The following is a 19,339-nucleotide window of genomic DNA, read 5'->3' as shown; positions in this document are numbered from 1 at the left end:
GGCGCCCCCTTCGGGAGGGGCGCCCGGCCTTCGCGCGTCCGTGCGGTCAGCCCTGGTAGACCCGCCGGACGAACGCCGCCAGGTCCTCGTCGGCGAGGTGCTGGGCGAGGTCGGACTCGCTGATGATGCCGAGCAGGTCACCGTCCTCCACGACCACGACCCGGCGTACCTGCGCGTTCCCCATGGCCTGGAGCACCTCGGTGCTGTGCGCGTCGGGGCCGACCGCGACCGGGGTGTCCTCGATCAGGTCGGCCAGCGTGGTGCGGTCCGGGGTCTTCCCGGCGGCGATGGCGCGGACGACCAGGTCCCGGTCGGTGACGATGCCGACGAGCTGCCCGTCGGCGCCCTTCACCGGGAGCGCGCCGACCTTGTGATCCCGCATGACCTGTGCGGCCCGGTCGACGGTTTCCCCTGCCGGGATGCACTGGACGTCGGTGGACATGAGGGTGCGGGCGTCAGCCATCGGTGCTCCTTGGGGGTGTCGGGCGGCCTCTCCGCCCCGGCTCCCAGCGTCACCGGGGGCCCCGGCTCCGGCGAACGGGGGCCGCCGATCGGGCGAACGCCCGCCGGGCTGGGGTTGCCGCCTGCCCGGTCCCGGCCGTGCTGGTCACTGATTGGCCTCACGCGCCGGCCGGGCTGTCCTTTGCGTCCTGTCCGCCTCGACCGTGCCGGTCCAAGGTGGCCTCAAGCGCCGGCCGGGCTGAGTTTTGGCGTCTGCCCGGCCCGGCCGTGGCGGCCCCAAGACGGCCTCAAGCGCCGGCCGGGCTTGGGATTCGCGGTCCCTCCGGTGCGTGGGTGGGGTGGGGCCGCGCCGGGGTACCTCCTCACAAACTGACAGCTCAAGGGTCAGTCGCATCAAGGCGGCCGAGGTTGTCAGTTTGCTGCGGGGGCACCCCGGCACGACCCCACCCCACGGTCTCGTACGCGACCACCCGCCGGAGAGCGGTGAGACCGTCCCCCATTGCTCGGTCCGCCACCGTGGCGGTGATGAGTGGGAGGACCACCTCACCGCTCCACGACAGTGACCACAGACGGCCATACCTGCCGGACGGAAGACTGCTCGGCGACGGCCCCACCCGCCACCGGCGGATAGCCGCCGACGAGACGGGAGGGCGGGGACGGGCCGGGGTGCCCCCGCAGCAGACTGACGTGAGGAGCCAGAACCCACTACAGGCTCCAGCCTCGTCAGTCTGTGAGGAGGTACACCGGTGCGGCCCCGCCCGCACCACCCCACGGACAAACCGCGAACCCCACGACAAGGCCGCACTCACGGCCAACGGCAACCGACAAAACCCCAGCCCGGCCGGCGTTTGAGGCCAATCAGTGACCGGCACGGCCGAGACGGACAGACGGCCAAACAACAGCCCGGCCGGCGCTTGAGGCCATCGTGGACCGGCACAGCCGAGCGGCGCTCAGCCAACCCCAGCCCGGCCGGCGCCGAGGCCGGCAGGCGAAGAGGCGGCCAAGTGGCGCACCGGTCAGGCGCGCCCCGGTGGCCCCACCTCCACAGAGGTGAACCGCCAGCGATGCACCGCCCGAGTGACCAGCTCCCCCGCGGGCTCGGGCAACTCGGGCAGCTCAGCCCCCTCCTCGGCCCGCCACCAGGTGAGACAGAGCACCCGGTCCTGGGGCGCCCGGAACAACTCGGTACGGACGGGAGCCGGCTCCCCACCCCCCAGTTCCGCGGCGCGAGCCCGAGCCCACTCCAGGAGGTCGCCGCCGCGCCCCTCGACGGCGCGCGCCTCCCACATCAGGGTCAGGGTCGGCACGGGGACAGCTCCGGGGGGCTCGGCGCTCATGAGTACAGGTTGTCCTTGGCGGTCTCGTGGACGTGGTCGTGGGAGTGGGCGTGGCTGTGCGGGCGCGGGTGGAGGTGGGCGTCGCCGGGGACGTGGGGCTCGGTGACGGGCAGCGAGGAGTCGGCGGAGAGCTGCCAGTCGGAGGCGGCCCGGTTGCGGGCGACCATCTCGGCGCCGAGCGCGGCGACCATCGCGCCGTTGTCGGTGCACAGCCCCGGGCGCGGCACCCGCAGCCGGATCCCGGCCCGCTCGCACCGCTCCTCGGCGAGCGCCCGCAGCCGCGAGTTGGCGGCGACGCCCCCGCCGATCATCAGGTGGTCGACGCCCTCGTCCTTGCAGGCGCGTACCGCCTTGCGGGTCAGCACGTCGACCACGGCCTCCTGGAAGGAGGCGGCCACGTCGCGCACCGGGATCTCCTCCCCGGCGGCCCGCTTCGCCTCGATCCAGCGGGCCACGGCCGTCTTCAGCCCGGAGAAGGAGAAGTCGTACGCGGCGTCGCGCGGCCCGGTCAGCCCGCGCGGGAAGGCGATCGCCTCCGGGTCGCCCTCGCGGGCCAGCCGGTCGATGACGGGCCCGCCGGGGAAGCCGAGCTGGAGCACCCGGGCGATCTTGTCGAAGGCCTCGCCCGCCGCGTCGTCGATGGTGGCGCCGAGGGGGCGTACGTCGGAGGTGATGTCGGAGGAGAGCAGCAGCGAGGAGTGGCCGCCGCTGACCAGCAGCGCCATCGTCGGCTCCGGGAGCCGCCCGTGTTCGAGCTGGTCGACGCAGATGTGCGAGGCGAGGTGGTTGACGCCGTAGAGCGGCTTGCCCAGCGCGTAGGCGTACGCCTTGGCGGCGGTGACGCCGACCAGCAGCGCACCGGCCAGTCCGGGTCCGGCGGTGACGGCGATGCCGTCGAGGTCGCGGGCCTTGACCCCGGCGTCGTCCAGCGCCCGCTCGATGGTGGCGACCATCGCCTCCAGGTGGGCGCGGGAGGCCACCTCGGGGACGACCCCGCCGAACCGGGCGTGCTCGTCGACGCTGGAGGCGACCGCGTCGGCGAGGAGCGTCGTGCCGTGCACGATGCCGACGCCGGTCTCGTCGCAGGAGGTCTCGATGCCGAGGACGAGGGGTTCGTCGCGGTGGTCAGCCATGGTGTTCGGTTCCTTGTGCGGGCACGGAGTCGTCCGTGGCGGGCGTGGCGGTGGCGGCGGGGCCTGCGGGGTTGTTCGCCGGGTCGCTGAGGCGCATCACGAGGGCGTCGACGTTGCCCGGCTGGTAGTAGCCGCGGCGGAAGCCGATGGGCTCGAAGCCGAAGCGGGCGTAGAGCGCCTGGGCGCGGGTGTTGTCGACCCGTACCTCCAGCATGACCTCCGCGCACTCGAAGGCGGTGGCGTGCTCCAGCAGGTCGGTGAGGAGCCGCGAGCCGAGCCCGCTCCCCCACTGGTCGCGGGCGACCGCGATGGTCTGGATGTCGCCGGTGCCGCCCGCGGAGGCGAGCCCGGCGTACCCGAGGAGACGGTCCCCGGCGAAGGCGACGACGTACCGGTGGGTGGCGGCCGGGCCGCGGGCGTGGGCCAGCTCGGACCAGAACATGCCGCGCGACCAGGCGTCGTCGGGAAAGAGCTCCCGCTCCAGGGCGAGCACCGGGTCGATGTCCCACCAGCGCATCTCGCGCAGGACGGGCTGCTCGGGCGGTGCGGTCTCCTGGCTGCTCACTTCGGGGTGACCACCTTGTAGTTCTTGGGCACCTGCGCGTCGGGCCTGCGCAGGTACAGCGGCCGGGGCGGCAGCAGTTCCTCGCCCGCCGCGAGGCGTTCGGCGGCGACGGAGGCGAGGGCGGCGGCCGAGACGTGCTCGGGGGCGCGGGCGTCGGCGAAGGTGTCCGGGTAGAGCAGGGCGCCCGCGCCGACCGCGGGGAGGCCCTCGACACGCTCGGCGATGTCGGCGGGCCGGTCGACGGCGGGCCCGGTCAGCGGGGTGCGGGAGTCGGCGTAGAGCGCCCAGTAGACCTCTTTGCGGCGGGCGTCGGTGGCGACCACGAAGGGGCCGGCGCCCGCGCCGAGGTCGCTGGCGTAGGCGAGGCCGTCCAGGGTGCAGACCCCGTGGACGGGGACGCCGAGGGCGAAGCCGAAGGTGTCGGCGGTCATCAGGCCGACCCGCAGCCCAGTGTACGGGCCGGGGCCGACGCCGACGACGACGCCGGTGACGTCGGCGAGGGCGAGCCCCGCGCCGGTCAGCAGCTTGTCGACGGCCGGGAGCAGCAGCTCCCCGTGGCGCCGGGCGTCCACCTGGGTGTCGGAGGCGAGGACCCGCTCGCCGTCGTGCAGGGCGACCGTGACGGCGGGGGTGGCGGTATCCAGAGCGAGCAAGAGCACGCAAACAGCCTACGGCGCCCGCGCTGCGAACACCGCCTGCCGGGGCCCGGGGGCCCCTCCTGCTACGGTCACCGGGTATCCGTATGCGCAGCGCCGCACCCCGGCGCCGTACGAGAGGTGGACCAGGTGTCCAGGAGCAGCTCGGGAGCCGTCGCCGGGCTCACCGCGGTGGCGATCGCCGCGGTCGGTTTCCTCGCCTATCAGGCATCCGCCAACGTTCCCGACAACCTCGGCAAGGCTCCCGCCGCCAGTTCCGGGCCGAGCCCGTCAGGCTCCCCGAAGCCGTCGGCGAAGCCCCGCCCGGACGCCCTGCCGGAGGAGTCCGGCAGCGGCACCCGCGTGGTGTACGCGCTGGGCAAGGACCGGGTCTGGCTGGTCGGGTCCAAGGACAGGGTCCAGCGGACCTACAAGGTGTCGCCGAGCACGGTCGACCCGGAGCCGGGGACCTACGCGGTGACCTCGCGGTCGGGGTCCATCACCGGTTCGGACGGCGTGCCGATCGAGCACGTGGTCCGCTTCGCCAGCCGCGACGGCGTCGTCATCGGCTTCTCGGCCGCGGTCAACGGCTCGATGCCCGAACTCGACCCGGCCCAGCGCACCGGCGGCGTCCGCGAGACCCGCGAGGACGGCCAGGCCATGTGGGTCTTCGCGACGGTCGGCACCAAGGTCGTCGTCGTCCCCTGACCCCGGCGGGCCGTCGTCCGGCCCCGTGCGCACGCCCGCGCCCCGGCAGCTTCTCGGCTGCCGGGGCGCTGTGCTGAACGGGTCGGTGTGCGGCGTGCTGCCGCGGCTCAGGCCGCCCGGGGCGTCGGCTGCTCCGGGGGCGTGGAGACGGCGGTGGCGGCGGCGCAGGACTGGAGCAGGGCGCTCATCGAGACGGCGCCCTCTCCGGGCTGCCCGGTCGCGGGCGCCGCGTCGTCGGGGAGGTGGGTGAGTGCCCCGTACGACGGGACGTCGGGCACGGCCTGGACGGCGGGCGTGGTGGATTCGGGCGTCGTCATCAGGGTGCCTCCTGCGATCAGGGGGAAGGCGTACGGAGCAGGTAAGGCAGACCTAACCTGTACTCCCCGCCCATGGGACCACGGGCACCGCCCCCGACGCAACATCTTCCCGACAGCGCGTCGGAAAACACCCGCGCGGGGGAGACCGGCTCGAACGCCCGCTCCCACCTGCCCCCTTGATCGACTCGGCAGGGCTCAGCCCTGCTGCCCGGGCGCCCCTTCGCCTCCGCTCTCCCGCAGCGCGTCCAGCGCGGCCCCGGTCCACCGCTCACCGACGCCGCCGACCGTGACCAGCCGCACATCGTCCACGTCGGCCGCCTCGGCCTGCCCGCTCACCGGGAGCTCGTCACCGGTGGCCCGGTCGATGCGGACGTGCAGCCGGGAGGCGGACAGCTCCTCGACCTTGCCGTCGCCCCACTCCACGACCACCACGGAGTCGGGGAGCGAGACGTCCAGGTCCAGGTCCTCCATCTCGTCGAGCCCGCCCGCCAGCCGGTACGCGTCGACGTGGACCAGCGCGGGCCCGCCCACCAGCGACGGGTGGACGCGGGCGATGACGAAGGTCGGCGAGGTGACGGCGCCCCGCACGCCGAGCCCCTCCCCCAGCCCCCGGGTCAGTGTGGTCTTGCCCGCGCCCAGCTCGCCGCTGAGCAGGACCAGGTCGCCGGGGCGCAGGACGCACGCCAGGCGGAGCCCGAGCCGCCGCATGGCCTCGGGCGAGTCGACGGTGAGGCGGAGCGCGTCAGGGCCGCTCACGGGGGCGGTCCGGGTGTGCGGTGTTTCCATGCCCGCCAACGGTAGTCGCCCCCGGCACCGCTCCGGCGCGGACCAGCAGGTCGGCGAGGCGGTCGGTGACCGCCTCGGGGTGCTCCAGCATCACCAGGTGCCCGGCGTCGGGGACCAGGACCAGTTCGGCGTCGGGCAGCGCGGAGGCGATGACCTCGCTGTGCGCGCTCGGCGTGATCAGGTCCCGGTCCCCGGCCAGCACCAGTACGGGCAGGCCGGCGAAGAGCGGCAGCGCCTCGGCCTTGTCGTGCTCGGTGAAGGCCGGGTAGAACTCCGCGACCACGTCGATCGGCGTCGACTCGATGAGCCGCTCCGCGAACCGGGCCACCCCCGGGTCGACGTCCCGCGAGCCGAACGAGTACCGCTTGACCACCCCGGCGAACAGGTCGGCCGTCGCCCGGCGCCCCCGCTCGACCAGGTCCACCTGCGAGCCGAGCGCCTTCAGCACGCCGGGCAGCACCCGCCGGACGGCGTTGACGCCGACGACCGGCAGCCCGAAGTCGACCTCGGAGAGCTTCCCGCCGGAGGTGCCGACCAGCGCCACCCCGACCACCCGGTCCCGGACCAGCTCGGGGAACTGGTCGGCGAGGGCCATCATCGTCATCCCGCCCATCGAGTGGCCCACCAGCACCAGCGGCCCCTCGGGCGCGGCCGCGTCGACGACCGCCTTCAGGTCCCGGCCGAGCTGCTCGATGGTGACCGGCTCACCCCGCTCCTGGGCCCGGCCGCGCCCGGACCGGCCGTGGCTGCGCTGGTCCCAGTGGACGGTGCGGACGACTCCGGCGAGCGCGGCGCGCTGGAAGTGCCAGGAGTCCTGCGAGAGGCAGTAGCCGTGGCTGAAGACGACGGTGACGGCGGCGGGCGTCTTCCGCCCGAAGAGCCGCCTGCGGCGTGCTCCGGCCGCCGCCGGGGCCGCGTCCGGCTCGTCCACCTCGTAGTGCAGCGCCGTCCCGTCGTCGGCGGTCGCCGTCCCAGGCGTGCCGCGCAGGGTGCCGTACGGGCCGGAGGCGTCCAGGGCCAGCCGCGCCTTCTTCCGCATGCCGCGCCCGACGGTGAGCCGCTCCACGGCGACCCCGGCGGCGGCTCCGGCCGCGACGACCCCTATGGCGGCCCCGGCGATCCCGGCGCGGCGCCAGCCGCCGGTGACGGCGTTCACCGCGGCCCGCGGCGCGAGCGCCTCGGCGGCCGCCGCCGCGATCCGTGCCTCGACCTCGTCCACCTGCCGCTCCCTTCGCCGGTCTGCCGTTCTCGGCCCGGGCCCCGTCCCTTGCTCGTGCCCGGGGCCGTTGCGGTCATCCTGCCCGCGCCGGTGCGCGGGCGGCGGTCAATCCCGGTGACCGGCCGTGTCGGCGTCCGGCCCGTCCCCGTCGACGTAGACGCGGGGGACGCGGCCACCGATCCGCGTGACGATCTCGTACCCGATCGTGCCGGCCGCCCGCGCCCAGTCCTCGGCCCCCGGCTCGCCCCGGTCGCCCGGTCCGAACAGCACGGCCTCGGTCCCCTCCGGCGGCATCTCCCCGCCGAGGTCCACCACGAACTGGTCCATCGCGATCCGCCCGGCGACCGTCCGCCACTTGCCGTCGACCAGGACGGGCCCGGCGCCGGAGGCGTGGCGCGGCACGCCGTCGCCGTAGCCGAGCGGGACCAGGCCGAGGGTGGTGGGGCCGGGGGTCACGTAGTGGTGGCCGTAGCTGACGCCGTGGCCACCCGGGACGTGCTTGACCAGGGCGAGCGGCGCCGCCAGCGTCATCACCGGGCGCAGCCCGTGGTCGGCCGGGGTGCCCAGCTCGGGCGCGGGCGAGAGGCCGTACATGGCGATGCCCGGGCGGACCAGGTCGAAGCGGGCCTGCGGCAGGGTCAGCACGGCGGGCGAGTTGGCCATGTGGCGCACCTCGGGGCGCAGCCCTCCGGCGAACGCCCGCGCGCTCATCTCCTCGAACCGGTCGAGCTGGGCGGCGATGGAGGGATGGCCCGGCTCGTCGGCGCAGGCGAAGTGGGACCAGAGGCCGGTGACGGCCACCAGCCCTTCGCGCTCGGCGGCCCGCGCCTTGCCGACCAGGTCGGCCCAGTCGGCGGGCTGGCAGCCGTTGCGCCCGAGGCCGGTGTCGGCCTTCAGCTGGATCCTCGCCGTACGCCCGGCGGCGCGCGCCGCGTCGGTGACCTCGGCCAGTGCCCACGGGTCGCTGACCGACATGTCGAGATCGGCCTCGATCCCCTCGCGCCACGGCCCGCCCGGCGTCCACAGCCAGCACATGACGCGCGCCCGCTCCGGCGTGATCCCCGCCGCCCGCAGCTCCAGCGCCTCGTACGGCGTGGCGGTCCCGACCCAGGTCGCCCCCGCCTGGAGCGCGGCCTCGGCACAGCGCACCATCCCGTGCCCATACGCGTCGGCCTTCACCACCGCCATGTAGGCGGCGCCCGCCGTGCGCGCCCGCAGAGCCCGCACATTGGCCCGCAGAGCCCCGAGATCGACCTCGACCCGCGCCCGCATCTGCTACCTCCGGTGGTTCTGGCGGTCTTCGCCCGGGACGCAGACCGCGACGCTCATCGGGGCAGACGGGGTGGGGGCTGCGCCCCGCTTTCGGGGGCTGGGGTCCGCCTCGCGACGGGCCCCGGCTCGGTCGTAAGCGTAACCGGAGGCTCCGGGAGGGCTCGGCAGGCGGCGGGGGCCCGTCCGTTCCCGGCCACCGGGCGGGACACGGGCGCTCACCGCCCTCGACTTCGCCGGCGGCAACGTCCGCTCGTCCCGCGAGGGCACCGCGACCTCGATGTGCGGCGCGGGCGGCGGCTGGACCCGGGTGATCCACCCCGGCGGCTTCTCGACGGACTACTACCACATGTCGAACACGACCTACTACAACGGAACGGCCATCTCCAGCAGCGCCCACCTCGGCAGTATCGGCGTCGACACCTGCGCGGGCGGCTCCGCGACCGGCCCCCACGTCCACTGGAGCCTGCGCACCTACGACGCCAACCTCAACGGCACGTACACCTGGCTGAACGGATGCGCCATCGGCGGCTGGACCTGCTCCTCGAACGCGACCGCCATGACCTCGGCCGGAGCGCCGGGCACGTCCGTCGAGAGGACGAGCCGACGCCCCTCCTCGACATCCAGGAAGGACCCGCAGAGCGGGTACCGCGCACCTTCCGGGCCGAGCAGCACGCACTTCCACGCTCCCCCGGCCCGCCCGTCCAGCTCGGCACCCCTCGGCCGCACCGAACCAGGTCTGCCACTCGGCGAGCGTCGTGTACGCCTGCCAGGCGCGGGCGACCGGGGCGGCCATGACCCGGGAGACGCTGTAGGGGAATCCCGCGTCCCCGACTGGCGCCGGAAGTACCTGCCCCGGGAAGCGCCCGTCCCCCGGCCACTACGCTCGTGAGCGAGCGGCGAAGGGCGGGACGAGTATGCGGCGAGAGACCGAAGCCAGGACGCGTGAGGCGAGCCATCTGGACCGGTTCCTGATCTCCCTCGGCCTGATCGCGGTGAGCCTGTTGTGGCTCACCGCCGACCTGGAACCGTGGGCGAAGGTGCTGTGCGTGGCGGGCTCGGCGGTGGGCGTGGCCGGCGCCGTCCACTTCGGGCGGCGGCGCCTGCGGGGCGGGGCGGGGCGGGCCAGGCCCTGACCTGCGCGAGCGGCGGGCGCGGGCCGAAGGCGGAATCTCCGTACGCCATCCGCAGCAGACGGGGGCGCGTCCGGACGGCGCGGCCCCGGGGGCGGCCGCAGGATCGGCCCATGATCAAGCATGTGGCGGCCGCCGCGCTCGCGGCCTGCGTCCTGTCCCTGGCCCCGGTCGCGTCGGCGGCCGCGCCCGCGCCGCCGCTCTCCTCCGCCGACGAGGCGGGGACCGCGCCGGCGAAGGCGGCGGAGCGGCACACCGCCGAGGAGATCCACGCCTTCCTGAGGTGGTTCTACGGCGGCACCGGTCCCTCTCCGTGGCAGCGCGAGCGCTGGACCTCCGACTACCTGAAGTCCAAGCAGGCCGAGACCGCCGACCACGACGTGCTGCTCTGCGCCCAGAAGGAGCCGCTCTCCATCGAGGTCGGCCCGGTGACCGTCGCCCAGTCCGCCGGGTTCGGGTGGGCCACGGTGACGACCTCGTGGACGGGCGGCGCCCGGCAGACGCTCACCGCGTACGTGGCACTCGACTCCGACCCGATCGAGCTGCACGACGTGGTCTGCGGCTGAGCCGGGTGTACGGGCCGGCGGGGGTGACGGCGGGGCGCCGCCACCCCCTGCGTGCCCCCACGCCTCAGGACGCGACCGCGTCACGACACGAACAGGGGAGCGTGACTCCATGGCCTGGGCGACCTCGCTGACGCACGCCGTGCGCAAGGGTTTCCGGACGGAGCGCGTGTTCGCCGACCCCTGGACCCTCGCGCGAGCGGTGCTGGCGGTGGCCGCCGGCGCCGTCATCGGGTGAGCCACGGGGAACCCGCTGGCCACCAGCATGATGAGCGTCGGCACCTTCATCTGCGGTATCGGCACCTTGCTCACGCCCCTGAGGCACCGCTTCGTCAACGCCCTCGTGATGGCCCTGGCCTTCAGCTGCGCGGTCGCGCTGGGCGTCGTCGTCCAGCCGCTCCACTGGTACTTCCTGCTCGTCCTGGCCCCCGTCGCCTTCCTCGGCGGACTCTGGTGGGCCCTGGGCCGCGCCGTCGGCGTCCGCGCCTACCTGGTGGTCATCGGCCTGCTGATCACGGCGGACCTCTCGCCGGGCATGGCCGCCGGCTTCGAGATGGCCAAGTGGATCGCCGCGGGCTGCGCCCTGACCGTCCTCGTCCAGCTCCTGCCTCCGTACGGCCGCCGGTACGCGGCGCAGCGACGCAAGCTCGCCGACGTGTACCGGTTCCTCGCCTCCTACGCCCGCCAGGAGGCCGAGGCGGCGGGCTCCGCGCGGCCCGCCTCGGCCTCCTTCTCCGCCGCGCGGTCGGCGCTCGGGCTGCTGCCGCAGTTCGCCCGCCCGACCGCCGCCCCGCTCTACGGGCTGCTCGGCGAGGCCGAACGCATCCGCCGCACCTTTTACGCCGGGCAGGGCGCCGGCGCCGGGCGGGTGCCGTACCGCTCCGTGGCCGAGGCGCTGGAAGCCGTCGCCCGTACGGTCGCGCGGGGCCGGCCGGCCAAGGCCCCGGAGGCGTGCCTCGCCGAACTGGCCGCCTGGCAGGGCTCGTCGGCCGAGAGGCTGCTGCCGAAGATCGCGGAGGCCGAGCGGCTGGCGGGCCTCGCCGTCGACCTGCGCCGCGGCGAGGGGCCGACGCCGCACCAGGAGGTCACCGCGCTCTACTCCGGCGCGGGCCCGCTCTCCGGCGGGGTGCACCGGCTGGCCGCGGCGCTGAAGCCCGGCGATCCCCTCTTCCGGCACGCCGTCCGGGTGGGCGTGGGCACCACCGTGGCGGAGGCGGCGGGCCGGGCGGTCGGCGACTTCTGGGGCCACGGCCTCCCCGCCCACGGCTTCTGGGCCGCCCTCACCACCATGCTCGTGCTCTTCCCCGACTACGAGCACACCTTCGCCCGCGGCATCAGCCGGCCGATCGGCACGATCATCGGCGCGTTCATCGCCTGGGGGCTGCTCCAGTTCGACTGGGACCACGGTGCGCTCGCCGTCGCCGTCGTGGTCCTCACCGTGCTGTCGTTCCTCCTGCTGCGCACCGGTCAGCACGTACTGAACGTCGTCCTCACGGCGTGGCTGGTCTTCCTCCTCCGCGACACCGGCACTCCGGAGGGGCCGGTGGCCTTCGGGCGCCCCGCCGACACCGTGCTCGGCGCCCTCATCGCAATGGTGATCTTCCTGCTGCTGCCCACCTGGCATCACCAGCACGTCCCGGTCCTGCTGGCCCGCTGGCTGCGGCTGCAGGCGCGGCTGCTGCCCCTCGTGCTGACCGGTTACTCGGACGTCGCCGCCGTGGACCGGGCCGGCATGGAGACCCTGCGCTCCTCGGTGCGGCGGGTCCACGAAGAGCTGAGCGAGGCGGTCGGCAAGCTGCCGCACGAGCCCCGGAGCCACCGGGGGCGCTGGTCGGAGGCCGAACTCCGACGCGTCATGGCGGGGGTCGAGGACGTCCACCACGCGACGGGGCTGCTCGTCGAGCACCTGCCGGACCGCGAGGACGACGTGGTGCCCGAGCTGACCGAGTTCGCCGCGCCGGTGGGCGATCACCTCTCCGCGCTGGCGGACACCGCCGACGGGGGCGAGCCGGTGCCCCCGGGAGCGCTGCGCGCCGTCTTCGACCCGCTCCCGGCGTCCGGCGGACCGGCCCGGCCCGGCGCCCCGGAGCCGGCCGACGGCGTCTCGCCCGTACAGGCGCGGGCACTCGGCTCCTGCGCCAAGCTGGTCACCGCGATCGAGACCCTGACCGGCGAGCTCGACGCCGCGGCGACCCGTCCGCCCCACGGACGCGGCCGGGGCCGGGGCCGGCGCGCCTCGGGGACGGCCACGTAGGCGGAAGGCCACCCGAAGGGCCCTCGGGCCTGGGGGACCCCACCGACGCCGATGCCGACGCCGACGCCCCGAGTGGGCCCGCACATCCGGGCTCCCACCGCACTGCGCGGCCACCCACGCTGCTCCCCCTGGACCCGCGTGGGTACGCGGCCCCTAACCCCGCATGACGTCCCGCCAGGCCGCCGGGAGCGCCCCCGCCACGTCCTGCGCGTCGACGGGCGCCCCGTCGGCCGCGTGCCGGGCGGCGAGGCCGTGCAGGTATGCCCCGGCCGAGGCGGCGTCGCGGGCGGAGAGCCCGGCCGCCAGCAGGGAGCCGGCGACGCCGGAGAGCACGTCGCCGGAACCGGCGGTGGCCAGCCACGGCGTGCCGGTGGCGTTGACGCGGACCGGCATCGACTCGTCGGGGGCGGCCACCAGCGTGGTGGAGCCCTTCAGCAGCACCGTCGCCCCGTACTCCAGGGCGAGCCGCCGCACCGAGGTCAGCCGGGCCGCCTCGACGTGCTCACGGTCGGTGCCGAGCAGCCGGGCCGCCTCCCCGGCGTGCGGGGTGAGCAGGGTGGGGGCCCTGCGGGAACGGAGCTGGTCGCGGTCGAGGAAGCGCAGGCCGTCGGCGTCGACGAGGACCGGTACGTCCTGGGCGAGCACGTCGGCGACGCGCCGCTCGGCCTCCTCGTCCTCCCCGAGCCCGGGTCCGACCATCCACGCCTGGACGCGCCCCGCCTCGGACGGCAGCCCGGAGCTGACCAGCGTCTCGGGGTGGCGCGCGATGACGGCCTGGTCACCGGGCCCCGCGTACCGCACGGCCCCCGCGCCGGTGCGCAGCGCGCCGTGGACGCAGAGGACGGCGGCGCCCGGGTAGCGGGCCGAACCGGCGCAGATCCCGACGACGCCGCGCCGGTACTTGTCGCTCTCGGGGGCGGGGCGGGGCAGCAGCGCGGCCACGTCGGCGTGCTGGAGCGCCTCGGCGGCGGCCGGGCCGGGCAGGTCGAGGCCGATGTCGATGAGGCGGACCGTTCCGGCGTGCTCGCGGGCCGGGTCGACCAGCAGGCCGGGCTTGTGGGTGCCGAAGGTGACGGTGAGGTCGGCGGTGACGGCCGGGCCGTGCACCTCGCCGGTGTCGGCGTCGATCCCGCTCGGCAGGTCGACGGCGACCACCGGCACCTGGTCGGCCTTGGCGGCGTGCGCGAGCCGGGCGGCGCCGGTGCGCAGGCCGCCGTGGCCGCCGAGCCCGGTGATGCCGTCCACGACCAGGTCGGCGCGGGTGAGCAGCCGCTCGACGTGGTGCCAGTGCGCGGCGTACGCCGGGTCGGTCGCGGTCTCCTCGGCGGTCTCGGTGATCTCGCCCCCGGCGGCGGCCAGCGCGGCGAGGCCGCCCGGGTGGGCCTTGGCGGGGGCGAGCAGCAGCGCCGTCACCCCGGCACCGCGCCGGGCGAGCCGGGCTCCGGCGTACAGGGCGTCTCCCCCGTTGCCCCCGGCGCCGACGAGCAGGACGACCCGAGCGCCGTACACACCGGGCCCGCGCCCGGGGCGTACGGCGGGTACGGGCCCGCGCCCGGCGAGCAGGGCGGCACAGGCGGCGGCCAGCCCGGCGGCGGCACGCTGCATGAGCGCCCCCTCGGGCAACCGCGCCATCAACTCACTCTCGGCAGCACGAACGGCTTGCACGCTGTGGGCATGTCGCATGACCTCAACCTTCCGCGATCACCACGGCTGACGCCACTCCCGCGTCATGGCTGAGGGACACGTGCCACCCCGTGACACCGAGTTCGGCCGCCCGGGCCGCCACGCTCCCCCGCACCCGCAGCCTGGGCCGCCCGGTCTCCTCGGCGTAGACCTCGCAGTCGGTCCAGAGGAGCCCGGGAGGCGCTCCGAGCGCCTTGGCCACGGCTTCCTTGGCGGCGAAACGGGCGGCGAGGGAGGCGGGGCCGCGCCGGTCGCCACTGAGGGTGACCAGCTCGGCGGGGACGAAGAGGCGGTCGAGGAGCGCGGGGGTACGCCTCACGGAGGCGGCGAACCGGTCGATCTCGGCCACGTCGATGCCTACGCCCACGATCATGGCCGCGCCCCGCGGGCCACCCGTGCGCACCTGCTCATGTCGCTGCCACCTCTCCGTCTCCGGCCGGCGCCGGGGCAGTCCGGCCGCCGTACGCGTACGGGGCGGCGCGCGGCCCCCGTGGCCGAACCGTCCCCGCGTGCGCGGGAACCGTGGGTGCACCGCCGTCGAGACGCGAAGAGTGAGCGGTCCGCCCCGCCCACGCGGGGACCACCTGTCTGTAGGCCGCAGCCTACATTTCGATGATCGGACCACCCCCCGCCTCCGCGGGGAACACGCTCAGGCCAGGCGGTCCGGGAGCCTACAGTGCCCGATTCAGCCGGCCGCCAGCAGCTCCAACGTGTCGATCACCCGGTTGGAGAACCCCCACTCGTTGTCGTACCAAGCCACCACCTTCACGTGACGCCCATCCACACGGGTCAGGGCCGAGTCGAAGATGGACGACGCCGGGTTGCCGGTGATGTCGGAGGAGACGAGCGGGTCCTCCGAGTACTCCAGGACGCCCGCGAGCGGCCCCTCCGCCGCCGCGCGGTACGCCGCCAGTACGTCGTCGCGGGTCACGTCGCGGGCGACGGTGGTGTTGAGTTCGACGATCGAGCCGACCGGCACCGGTACGCGGATCGAGTCGCCCGACAGCTTGCCGGCGAGGCCGGGGAGGACGAGGCCGATCGCCTTGGCGGCGCCGGTGGTGGTCGGGACGATGTTGACGCCTGCGGCGCGGGCGCGGCGGGGGTCGCGGTGCGGGCCGTCCTGGAGGTTCTGCTCCTGGGTGTAGGCGTGCACCGTGGTCATGAACCCGTGCTCGATACCGGCGAGTTGGTCGAGTACGGCGGCGAGCGGCGCGAGCGCGTTGGTGGTGCAGGAGGCGTTCGAGACGACGGTGTGCGCGGCCGGGTCGTACGCGTCGGTGTTGACGCCGTACGCGAGGGTGACGTCCGCGCCGTCCGACGGCGCGCTGACCAGCACCTTCCGCGCGCCCGCGTCGAGGTGGGCGCGGGCGGCCCTGGCCGAGGTGAAGCGGCCGGTGGCCTCCAGGACGAGGTCTACGCCGAGTTCGGCCCACGGCAGCTGGGCCGGTTCGCGCTCGGCCAGCACCTTGATGCGGCGGCCGTCGACGACGAGCGTGTCCCCGTCGGCGGTCACCGGGCGCCCGAGGCGGCCGGCCGTCGAGTCGAAGGCGAGCAGCCGGGCGAGCGCGGCGGGCTCGGTGAGGTCGTTGACGGCGACGACCTCCAGGGTGCTGCCGCGCTCCAGCAGTGCGCGCTGCACGTTGCGTCCGATGCGGCCGAATCCGTTGATGGCGATGCGAGTGGTCATGGGGTGATCTCCCTTCCCTCCCCACCAGCGTCGCTCTCGGCCCGCGCCGCTGACAGCGGCGGAAACGCCATGGTTCGCAAGGATGCCGCCAGGCGGTACGCGGGGGGCTACTCGCCCCGGGTGAAGGTGCGCCGGTACTCGCTCGGCGTGGTGCCGAGGACGCGCTGGAAGTGCAGGCGCAGGTTGGCGCCGGTGCCGAGCCCGACGTCGGCCGCGATCTGCTCGACGCCGCGCTCGGAGCGTTCGAGCAGATCGCGGGCGAGGTCGACGCGGGCGCGCATCACCCACTGCATCGGCGTGTAGCCGGTCTCCTCGACGAACCGCCGGGAGAACGTACGTGCCGAGACCCCGGCCTGGCGCGCCAGCATGTCGAGGGTGAGGGGCTCGCCGAGCCGGTACAGCGCCCACTCCCGCGTGTCGGCGAACCGCTCCCCGAGCGGCTCGGGCACGCTGCGCGGCACGTACTGGGCCTGCCCGCCGCTGCGGTAGGGCGCGGCGACCAGCCGCCGGGCCGCGTGGTTGGAGGCGGCCACACCGAGGTCGCCGCGCAGGATGTGCAGGCACAGGTCGATACCGGAGGCGGCCCCAGCCGAGGTGAGCGCGCTGCCCTCGTCGACGAAGAGCACGTTCTCGTCGACCTGGACCAGCGGATACCTGGCCGCCAGCGCCCGCGTGTAGTGCCAGTGCGTCGTGGCACGCCTGCCGTCGAGCAGACCCGTGGCGGCGAGCGCGAAGGCGCCCGTGGAGATGGCGGCGAGCCGCGCCCCCCGGTCGTGGGCACCGATCAGCGCCTCCACGACGGCCTGCGGCGGGTCCTCCCGGTCCGGCACCCGGTAACCGGGCACGAAGACGATGTCGGCCCACGCAAGGGCGTCGAGCCCGTGCTCGACGTGGTACGCCAGCCCGTCCCCACCGGCCACCAGCCCGGGCGCCGCCCCGCACACCCGCACCTCGTACGGCATGCTCGCCCGCGTCGTGAACACCTGCGCGGGGATCCCGACATCGAGCGGTTTCGCCCCGTCGAGCACAAGGACGGCGACGCGGTGCAGAGGGGAGGCTGACACGGGACGAGGTTACGCGGGGCGCGGCTCCGCCCCACGTACGAGTCCCGCAGCCGCGGGAAGCACTGCCCCTTCGGACTCCGGGCCGACTTCCGGCAGGGGCAGACAGCTCCTAGGCTCCCGGCCATGACCAACTTCCTCCAGGTGTCGACGGCTACCGAGACCCGCCAACAGGCGGTCGAGCTGGCCCAGTCCGTCGTGCGCGCCCGCCTCGCAGCCGGGGCCCAGATCATCGGCCCGGTCACATCGGTCTTCTGGCACCTCGGCGAGTTCGGTGAGGGCGAGGAGTGGAAGCTCCTGCTGACGACCAGCGGCGACCGGTACGGGGAGCTGGAGAAGCACCTCCTCGAACGGCACCCGTGGGCCAACCCGGAACTGTGCGCGGTCCGGATCGAGCGGAGCACCGAGGAGTACCTGCGCTGGATCGGCGACTCGGTCTCACCGGGGCAGAGTGCCTAGACCGCGGCGCGGGCCAGCACCTCGTCCACCGCGGAGAGACCCCGATGCACGGCGAGCCGCGACAGGACAGGTTCCAGGCGTTGGCGGGGGCGGACCGAGGCAACCCCGGACGCCAGGTCGAGGGCTCGGCCGACGGCAGTCGATGCCTCTTCCGGCTCGCCGGCGCGCAGGTAGGCATCGGCGAGCCAGGACAGGTACAACGCCTTGTCGCGGGCGTGGCTGTCGTCGTACTGGGCGAGCCCCGCACTGAGTACGGGCACGGCCCGGAGGGACCGCCGCAGCTCGGTCCAGTACCGGCCCGCCATGATGCGCAGCTCCGTCCCGTCGACCCACACGGCCCAGTCGGGCTGCGGCCCGTCGTCGCCGGCGTCAAGCGCTTCCTCGGCAGCGAGCAGGGCCCGCTCGGTCTCGCGTGGCAGGTTGGCGGCGGCGCACGCCCAGGCCATCCGCTCGTGGAGCAGAGCCCGGACGCGGGCGGGAGTGCGGGGGGTGATGGCTTCGCACGAGCGGGCGGCGATGGCCGCGGCCTCCCGGCGCTCCCCGGCGACCTGCTGGTAGGCGAGGAACGCGAGACTGTTCCCGAGAGGGTCGGAATCGCCGGCTTCGGTCGCGGCGGTGGAACTCTCCTTGTAGAGGCCGACCGCGTCGGCCTCGCGGCCCGAATCGAAGGCGGCCCGCCCTGCCTGCTGCGCCTGCTCGGCGAGGACCGAGAGGAGCGCGCGGCCTGTCGCCTCCGAGTAGGTCGCGTCGCGCGTCAGCGCCTTGGTGGCCTGGTACTCGCCGAGGTACACCCGGTACGTGTCGCCGCCGCCGAGGACGGTGTCGAGACGGCGGAGTCGCGCGGTGCGGGCACGGAGGGCCTCGATGTCGGAGGGTCCGAGTCGCTGGACACCGGGGGCCGTACGGACGGGCAGCGCAGCGGCGAGCCCAGATGCTGCTTGGACGAAGGTCCGGCGCCTCATGTCGCTCCTGTTCTCCGCGCTGGTCGTGCTGGTCGCAGGGGTGGGCACCTCCCAGAGCCGGGAGGCGAGGCCAAGGAGTCCGCCGGGCACCCGGAGCGCGTCGGAGATCGCCACGACCTTGTCGAACGAGGTGATCCGGCCGTTCCCCCTGGCGAGGGCCCCGACCCGCTCCGGTTTGATGTCGCACTCGGCCGCGGTCTTCGAGTAGCTGATGCCGCCCCTGGCGCGCGCCAGCCGGAAGACCGTGCCGAAGTCGTGCGCCTCCAGAGCCTCGCGCATGTCCGGCGAGGACAGGAGGTCTCGGGGCAGCGCGGTAGGCGGCTCGTAGGTCATGGCGGCCCTCTCCCTGCTCCTGGGAGTCTGCGCGGGCGCTTCCAGAATTCCCTACCCATGGTGGGGATACCCCGGCCGGGGCTGCCCCTGCCATGCGGACCGTCGAACCTGGCCACACGAGGCGTCGACACCGGGTGACATTCCGTCGGCGCGCGGCGACGACTGCCGAGGAGCCCATGTGCCCGCGACCGCAGATGGCGGACTGCCACTCCCGACCACCCTGTCCAAGGCCGAGCTGCGCGGCGCGGAGTGCGTCTGGTGCGGCACGCCGGTGACCGCCGAGGCCGTCGTGGACCTCGGCGTACGCCCCGACCCGTCCTGCCCGTGGGCGTCCTGGTACCCGCGTGCCTGCCTGCCGTGCGCCGAGGCCCGGTCGTGACCGGCCTCGCCTGCTCGCCGTGCGACATCGGCGAACACGGCTTCTGCGCCGGCAACTTCGACTGGTACGTCGGCGGCTACGCCTCCCCCACTCACCAGCCGCTGCGGCTGCCCCTGCTGCCCGGCCGAGGTCCGCGCCCTGTGCACCCGCTGCCGCCTGCCGTGCACCCCCGCGACCGCCGCCAACCACCGCACCTGCCCGCGCCCCCGCGTCCCCGCCCAGCCGTCCACCGAGGAGACCCGATGAACATCTGCGCACGCTGCGACAAGCCGATCCTGCGCGGCGAGGCGTACGACCGCGCGTCCATGCACGCCGGCTCCGGTGGACAGCCGGACGTGCTCCGGCACCTCCATTGCCCCAGCCTCCGGCCGCGGCGCCGACGCGACTGACCCAG

At 74.9% G+C, this 19,339-nt stretch carries 22 protein-coding genes and 1 pseudogene; 9 read left to right on the top strand and 14 right to left on the bottom strand.

The window, feature by feature from the left end; all coding sequences use genetic code 11:
• Window positions 1-46 precede the first annotated feature (46 nt).
• From ACFWMZ_RS03945 to tsaB, 5 genes are all read right to left on the bottom strand, one after another.
• Window positions 47-463, bottom strand: a complete 417-nt coding sequence (locus ACFWMZ_RS03945; protein WP_383183818.1) for a CBS domain-containing protein — start codon at window positions 461-463, stop codon at window positions 47-49.
• A gap of 1,015 nt (window positions 464-1,478) precedes the next feature.
• The gene (locus tag ACFWMZ_RS03940) at window positions 1,479-1,799 is read right to left on the bottom strand and encodes a hypothetical protein (RefSeq protein ID WP_383172368.1); all 321 of its coding nucleotides are present in this window, start codon (window positions 1,797-1,799) and stop codon (window positions 1,479-1,481) included.
• Window positions 1,796-2,932, bottom strand: coding sequence for a tRNA (adenosine(37)-N6)-threonylcarbamoyltransferase complex transferase subunit TsaD (gene tsaD, locus ACFWMZ_RS03935; RefSeq protein ID WP_383199405.1), 1,137 nt, complete (start codon window positions 2,930-2,932; stop codon window positions 1,796-1,798). Before tsaD ends, ACFWMZ_RS03940 begins: the two co-directional genes overlap by 4 nt.
• Window positions 2,925-3,497, bottom strand: coding sequence for a ribosomal protein S18-alanine N-acetyltransferase (rimI, locus tag ACFWMZ_RS03930; RefSeq protein ID WP_383172372.1), 573 nt, complete (start codon window positions 3,495-3,497; stop codon window positions 2,925-2,927). The genes tsaD and rimI overlap by 8 nt, the downstream gene beginning before the upstream one ends.
• Window positions 3,494-4,156, bottom strand: a complete 663-nt coding sequence (gene tsaB, locus ACFWMZ_RS03925) for a tRNA (adenosine(37)-N6)-threonylcarbamoyltransferase complex dimerization subunit type 1 TsaB (protein WP_383172374.1) — start codon at window positions 4,154-4,156, stop codon at window positions 3,494-3,496. Before tsaB ends, rimI begins: the two co-directional genes overlap by 4 nt.
• Window positions 4,157-4,282: 126 nt before the next feature.
• Here tsaB and ACFWMZ_RS03920 point away from each other — a divergent pair, with 126 nt between their 5' ends.
• Window positions 4,283-4,840 (top strand): hypothetical protein, encoded by a 558-nt coding sequence (locus ACFWMZ_RS03920; RefSeq protein WP_383172376.1) that lies wholly within the window; start codon window positions 4,283-4,285, stop codon window positions 4,838-4,840.
• A gap of 107 nt (window positions 4,841-4,947) precedes the next feature.
• Here ACFWMZ_RS03920 and ACFWMZ_RS03915 read toward each other — a convergent pair whose 3' ends face one another.
• The 4 genes from ACFWMZ_RS03915 to alr all read right to left on the bottom strand — a co-directional run bounded on the left by ACFWMZ_RS03915 (window position 4,948) and on the right by alr (window position 8,434).
• Window positions 4,948-5,157: a hypothetical protein gene (locus ACFWMZ_RS03915; protein WP_383172378.1), complete on the bottom strand. Its 210-nt coding sequence runs from the start codon at window positions 5,155-5,157 to the stop codon at window positions 4,948-4,950.
• 195 nt (window positions 5,158-5,352) lie between these two features.
• Window positions 5,353-5,943: a tRNA (adenosine(37)-N6)-threonylcarbamoyltransferase complex ATPase subunit type 1 TsaE gene (gene tsaE, locus ACFWMZ_RS03910; protein ID WP_383172380.1), complete on the bottom strand. Its 591-nt coding sequence runs from the start codon at window positions 5,941-5,943 to the stop codon at window positions 5,353-5,355.
• Entirely contained in the window at window positions 5,900-7,162 is a 1,263-nt protein-coding gene (locus ACFWMZ_RS03905) for an alpha/beta fold hydrolase (protein WP_383172382.1), read from the bottom strand. The genes tsaE and ACFWMZ_RS03905 overlap by 44 nt, the downstream gene beginning before the upstream one ends.
• Window positions 7,163-7,267: 105 nt before the next feature.
• Window positions 7,268-8,434: an alanine racemase gene (alr, locus tag ACFWMZ_RS03900; protein WP_383199403.1), complete on the bottom strand. Its 1,167-nt coding sequence runs from the start codon at window positions 8,432-8,434 to the stop codon at window positions 7,268-7,270.
• Between the two features lie 199 nt (window positions 8,435-8,633).
• On the opposite strand from alr, the pseudogene ACFWMZ_RS03895 reads away from it, so the two are divergent.
• The 5 genes and pseudogenes from ACFWMZ_RS03895 to ACFWMZ_RS03875 form a co-directional block, all read left to right on the top strand.
• Window positions 8,634-9,035, top strand: a pseudogene (locus tag ACFWMZ_RS03895) (M23 family metallopeptidase); the annotation flags it as partial.
• A 313-nt stretch (window positions 9,036-9,348) separates the two neighbouring features.
• The gene (locus tag ACFWMZ_RS03890) at window positions 9,349-9,567 is read left to right on the top strand and encodes a hypothetical protein (RefSeq protein ID WP_383199401.1); all 219 of its coding nucleotides are present in this window, start codon (window positions 9,349-9,351) and stop codon (window positions 9,565-9,567) included.
• A 110-nt stretch (window positions 9,568-9,677) separates the two neighbouring features.
• Entirely contained in the window at window positions 9,678-10,130 is a 453-nt protein-coding gene (locus tag ACFWMZ_RS03885) for a hypothetical protein (RefSeq protein ID WP_383199399.1), read from the top strand.
• 109 nt (window positions 10,131-10,239) lie between these two features.
• Window positions 10,240-10,365 carry a hypothetical protein gene (locus ACFWMZ_RS03880; RefSeq protein WP_383199397.1) on the top strand — a complete coding sequence of 42 codons (126 nt, stop codon included), beginning with the start codon at window positions 10,240-10,242 and terminating at the stop codon, window positions 10,363-10,365.
• Between the two features lie 27 nt (window positions 10,366-10,392).
• Window positions 10,393-12,381, top strand: coding sequence for an FUSC family protein (locus tag ACFWMZ_RS03875; protein WP_383199395.1), 1,989 nt, complete (start codon window positions 10,393-10,395; stop codon window positions 12,379-12,381).
• Window positions 12,382-12,534: 153 nt separating this feature from the next.
• Here the strand turns inward: ACFWMZ_RS03875 and ACFWMZ_RS03870 are convergent, their stop codons facing one another.
• The 4 genes from ACFWMZ_RS03870 to ACFWMZ_RS03855 form a co-directional block, all read right to left on the bottom strand.
• Complete coding sequence (locus ACFWMZ_RS03870) at window positions 12,535-14,064, bottom strand: NAD(P)H-hydrate dehydratase (RefSeq protein ID WP_383172392.1); 1,530 nt, start codon at window positions 14,062-14,064, stop codon at window positions 12,535-12,537.
• Between the two features lie 4 nt (window positions 14,065-14,068).
• On the bottom strand, window positions 14,069-14,437 hold the full coding sequence (locus tag ACFWMZ_RS03865; RefSeq protein ID WP_383172394.1) for a holo-ACP synthase: 369 nt from the start codon (window positions 14,435-14,437) through the stop codon (window positions 14,069-14,071).
• Between the two features lie 312 nt (window positions 14,438-14,749).
• Entirely contained in the window at window positions 14,750-15,751 is a 1,002-nt protein-coding gene (gene gap / locus ACFWMZ_RS03860; RefSeq protein ID WP_383199393.1) for a type I glyceraldehyde-3-phosphate dehydrogenase, read from the bottom strand.
• A 107-nt stretch (window positions 15,752-15,858) separates the two neighbouring features.
• On the bottom strand, window positions 15,859-16,815 hold the full coding sequence (locus tag ACFWMZ_RS03855; protein ID WP_383199391.1) for a GlxA family transcriptional regulator: 957 nt from the start codon (window positions 16,813-16,815) through the stop codon (window positions 15,859-15,861).
• A 123-nt stretch (window positions 16,816-16,938) separates the two neighbouring features.
• Here ACFWMZ_RS03855 and cutA point away from each other — a divergent pair, with 123 nt between their 5' ends.
• The gene (cutA, locus tag ACFWMZ_RS03850) at window positions 16,939-17,271 is read left to right on the top strand and encodes a divalent-cation tolerance protein CutA (protein ID WP_383199389.1); all 333 of its coding nucleotides are present in this window, start codon (window positions 16,939-16,941) and stop codon (window positions 17,269-17,271) included.
• Here cutA and ACFWMZ_RS03845 read toward each other — a convergent pair.
• Complete coding sequence (locus tag ACFWMZ_RS03845) at window positions 17,268-18,566, bottom strand: XRE family transcriptional regulator (protein WP_383199387.1); 1,299 nt, start codon at window positions 18,564-18,566, stop codon at window positions 17,268-17,270. The two genes, cutA and ACFWMZ_RS03845, sit on opposite strands and share 4 nt — an antisense overlap.
• Window positions 18,567-18,744: 178 nt before the next feature.
• Here ACFWMZ_RS03845 and ACFWMZ_RS03840 point away from each other — a divergent pair, with 178 nt between their 5' ends.
• The gene (locus ACFWMZ_RS03840; RefSeq protein WP_383199385.1) at window positions 18,745-18,945 is read left to right on the top strand and encodes a hypothetical protein; all 201 of its coding nucleotides are present in this window, start codon (window positions 18,745-18,747) and stop codon (window positions 18,943-18,945) included.
• Window positions 18,942-19,334: a hypothetical protein gene (locus tag ACFWMZ_RS03835; protein ID WP_383199383.1), complete on the top strand. Its 393-nt coding sequence runs from the start codon at window positions 18,942-18,944 to the stop codon at window positions 19,332-19,334. Before ACFWMZ_RS03840 ends, ACFWMZ_RS03835 begins: the two co-directional genes overlap by 4 nt.
• The last annotated feature ends 5 nt before the right edge of the window (window positions 19,335-19,339 follow it).

The sequence above is a fragment of the Streptomyces sp. NPDC058373 genome (genome assembly GCF_042723275.1).
Classification (GTDB): Bacteria; Actinomycetota; Actinomycetes; order Streptomycetales; family Streptomycetaceae; genus Streptomyces.
Note: the sequence above shows the minus strand (reverse complement) of the source record. Positions and strands in the feature narration are given on the sequence as shown.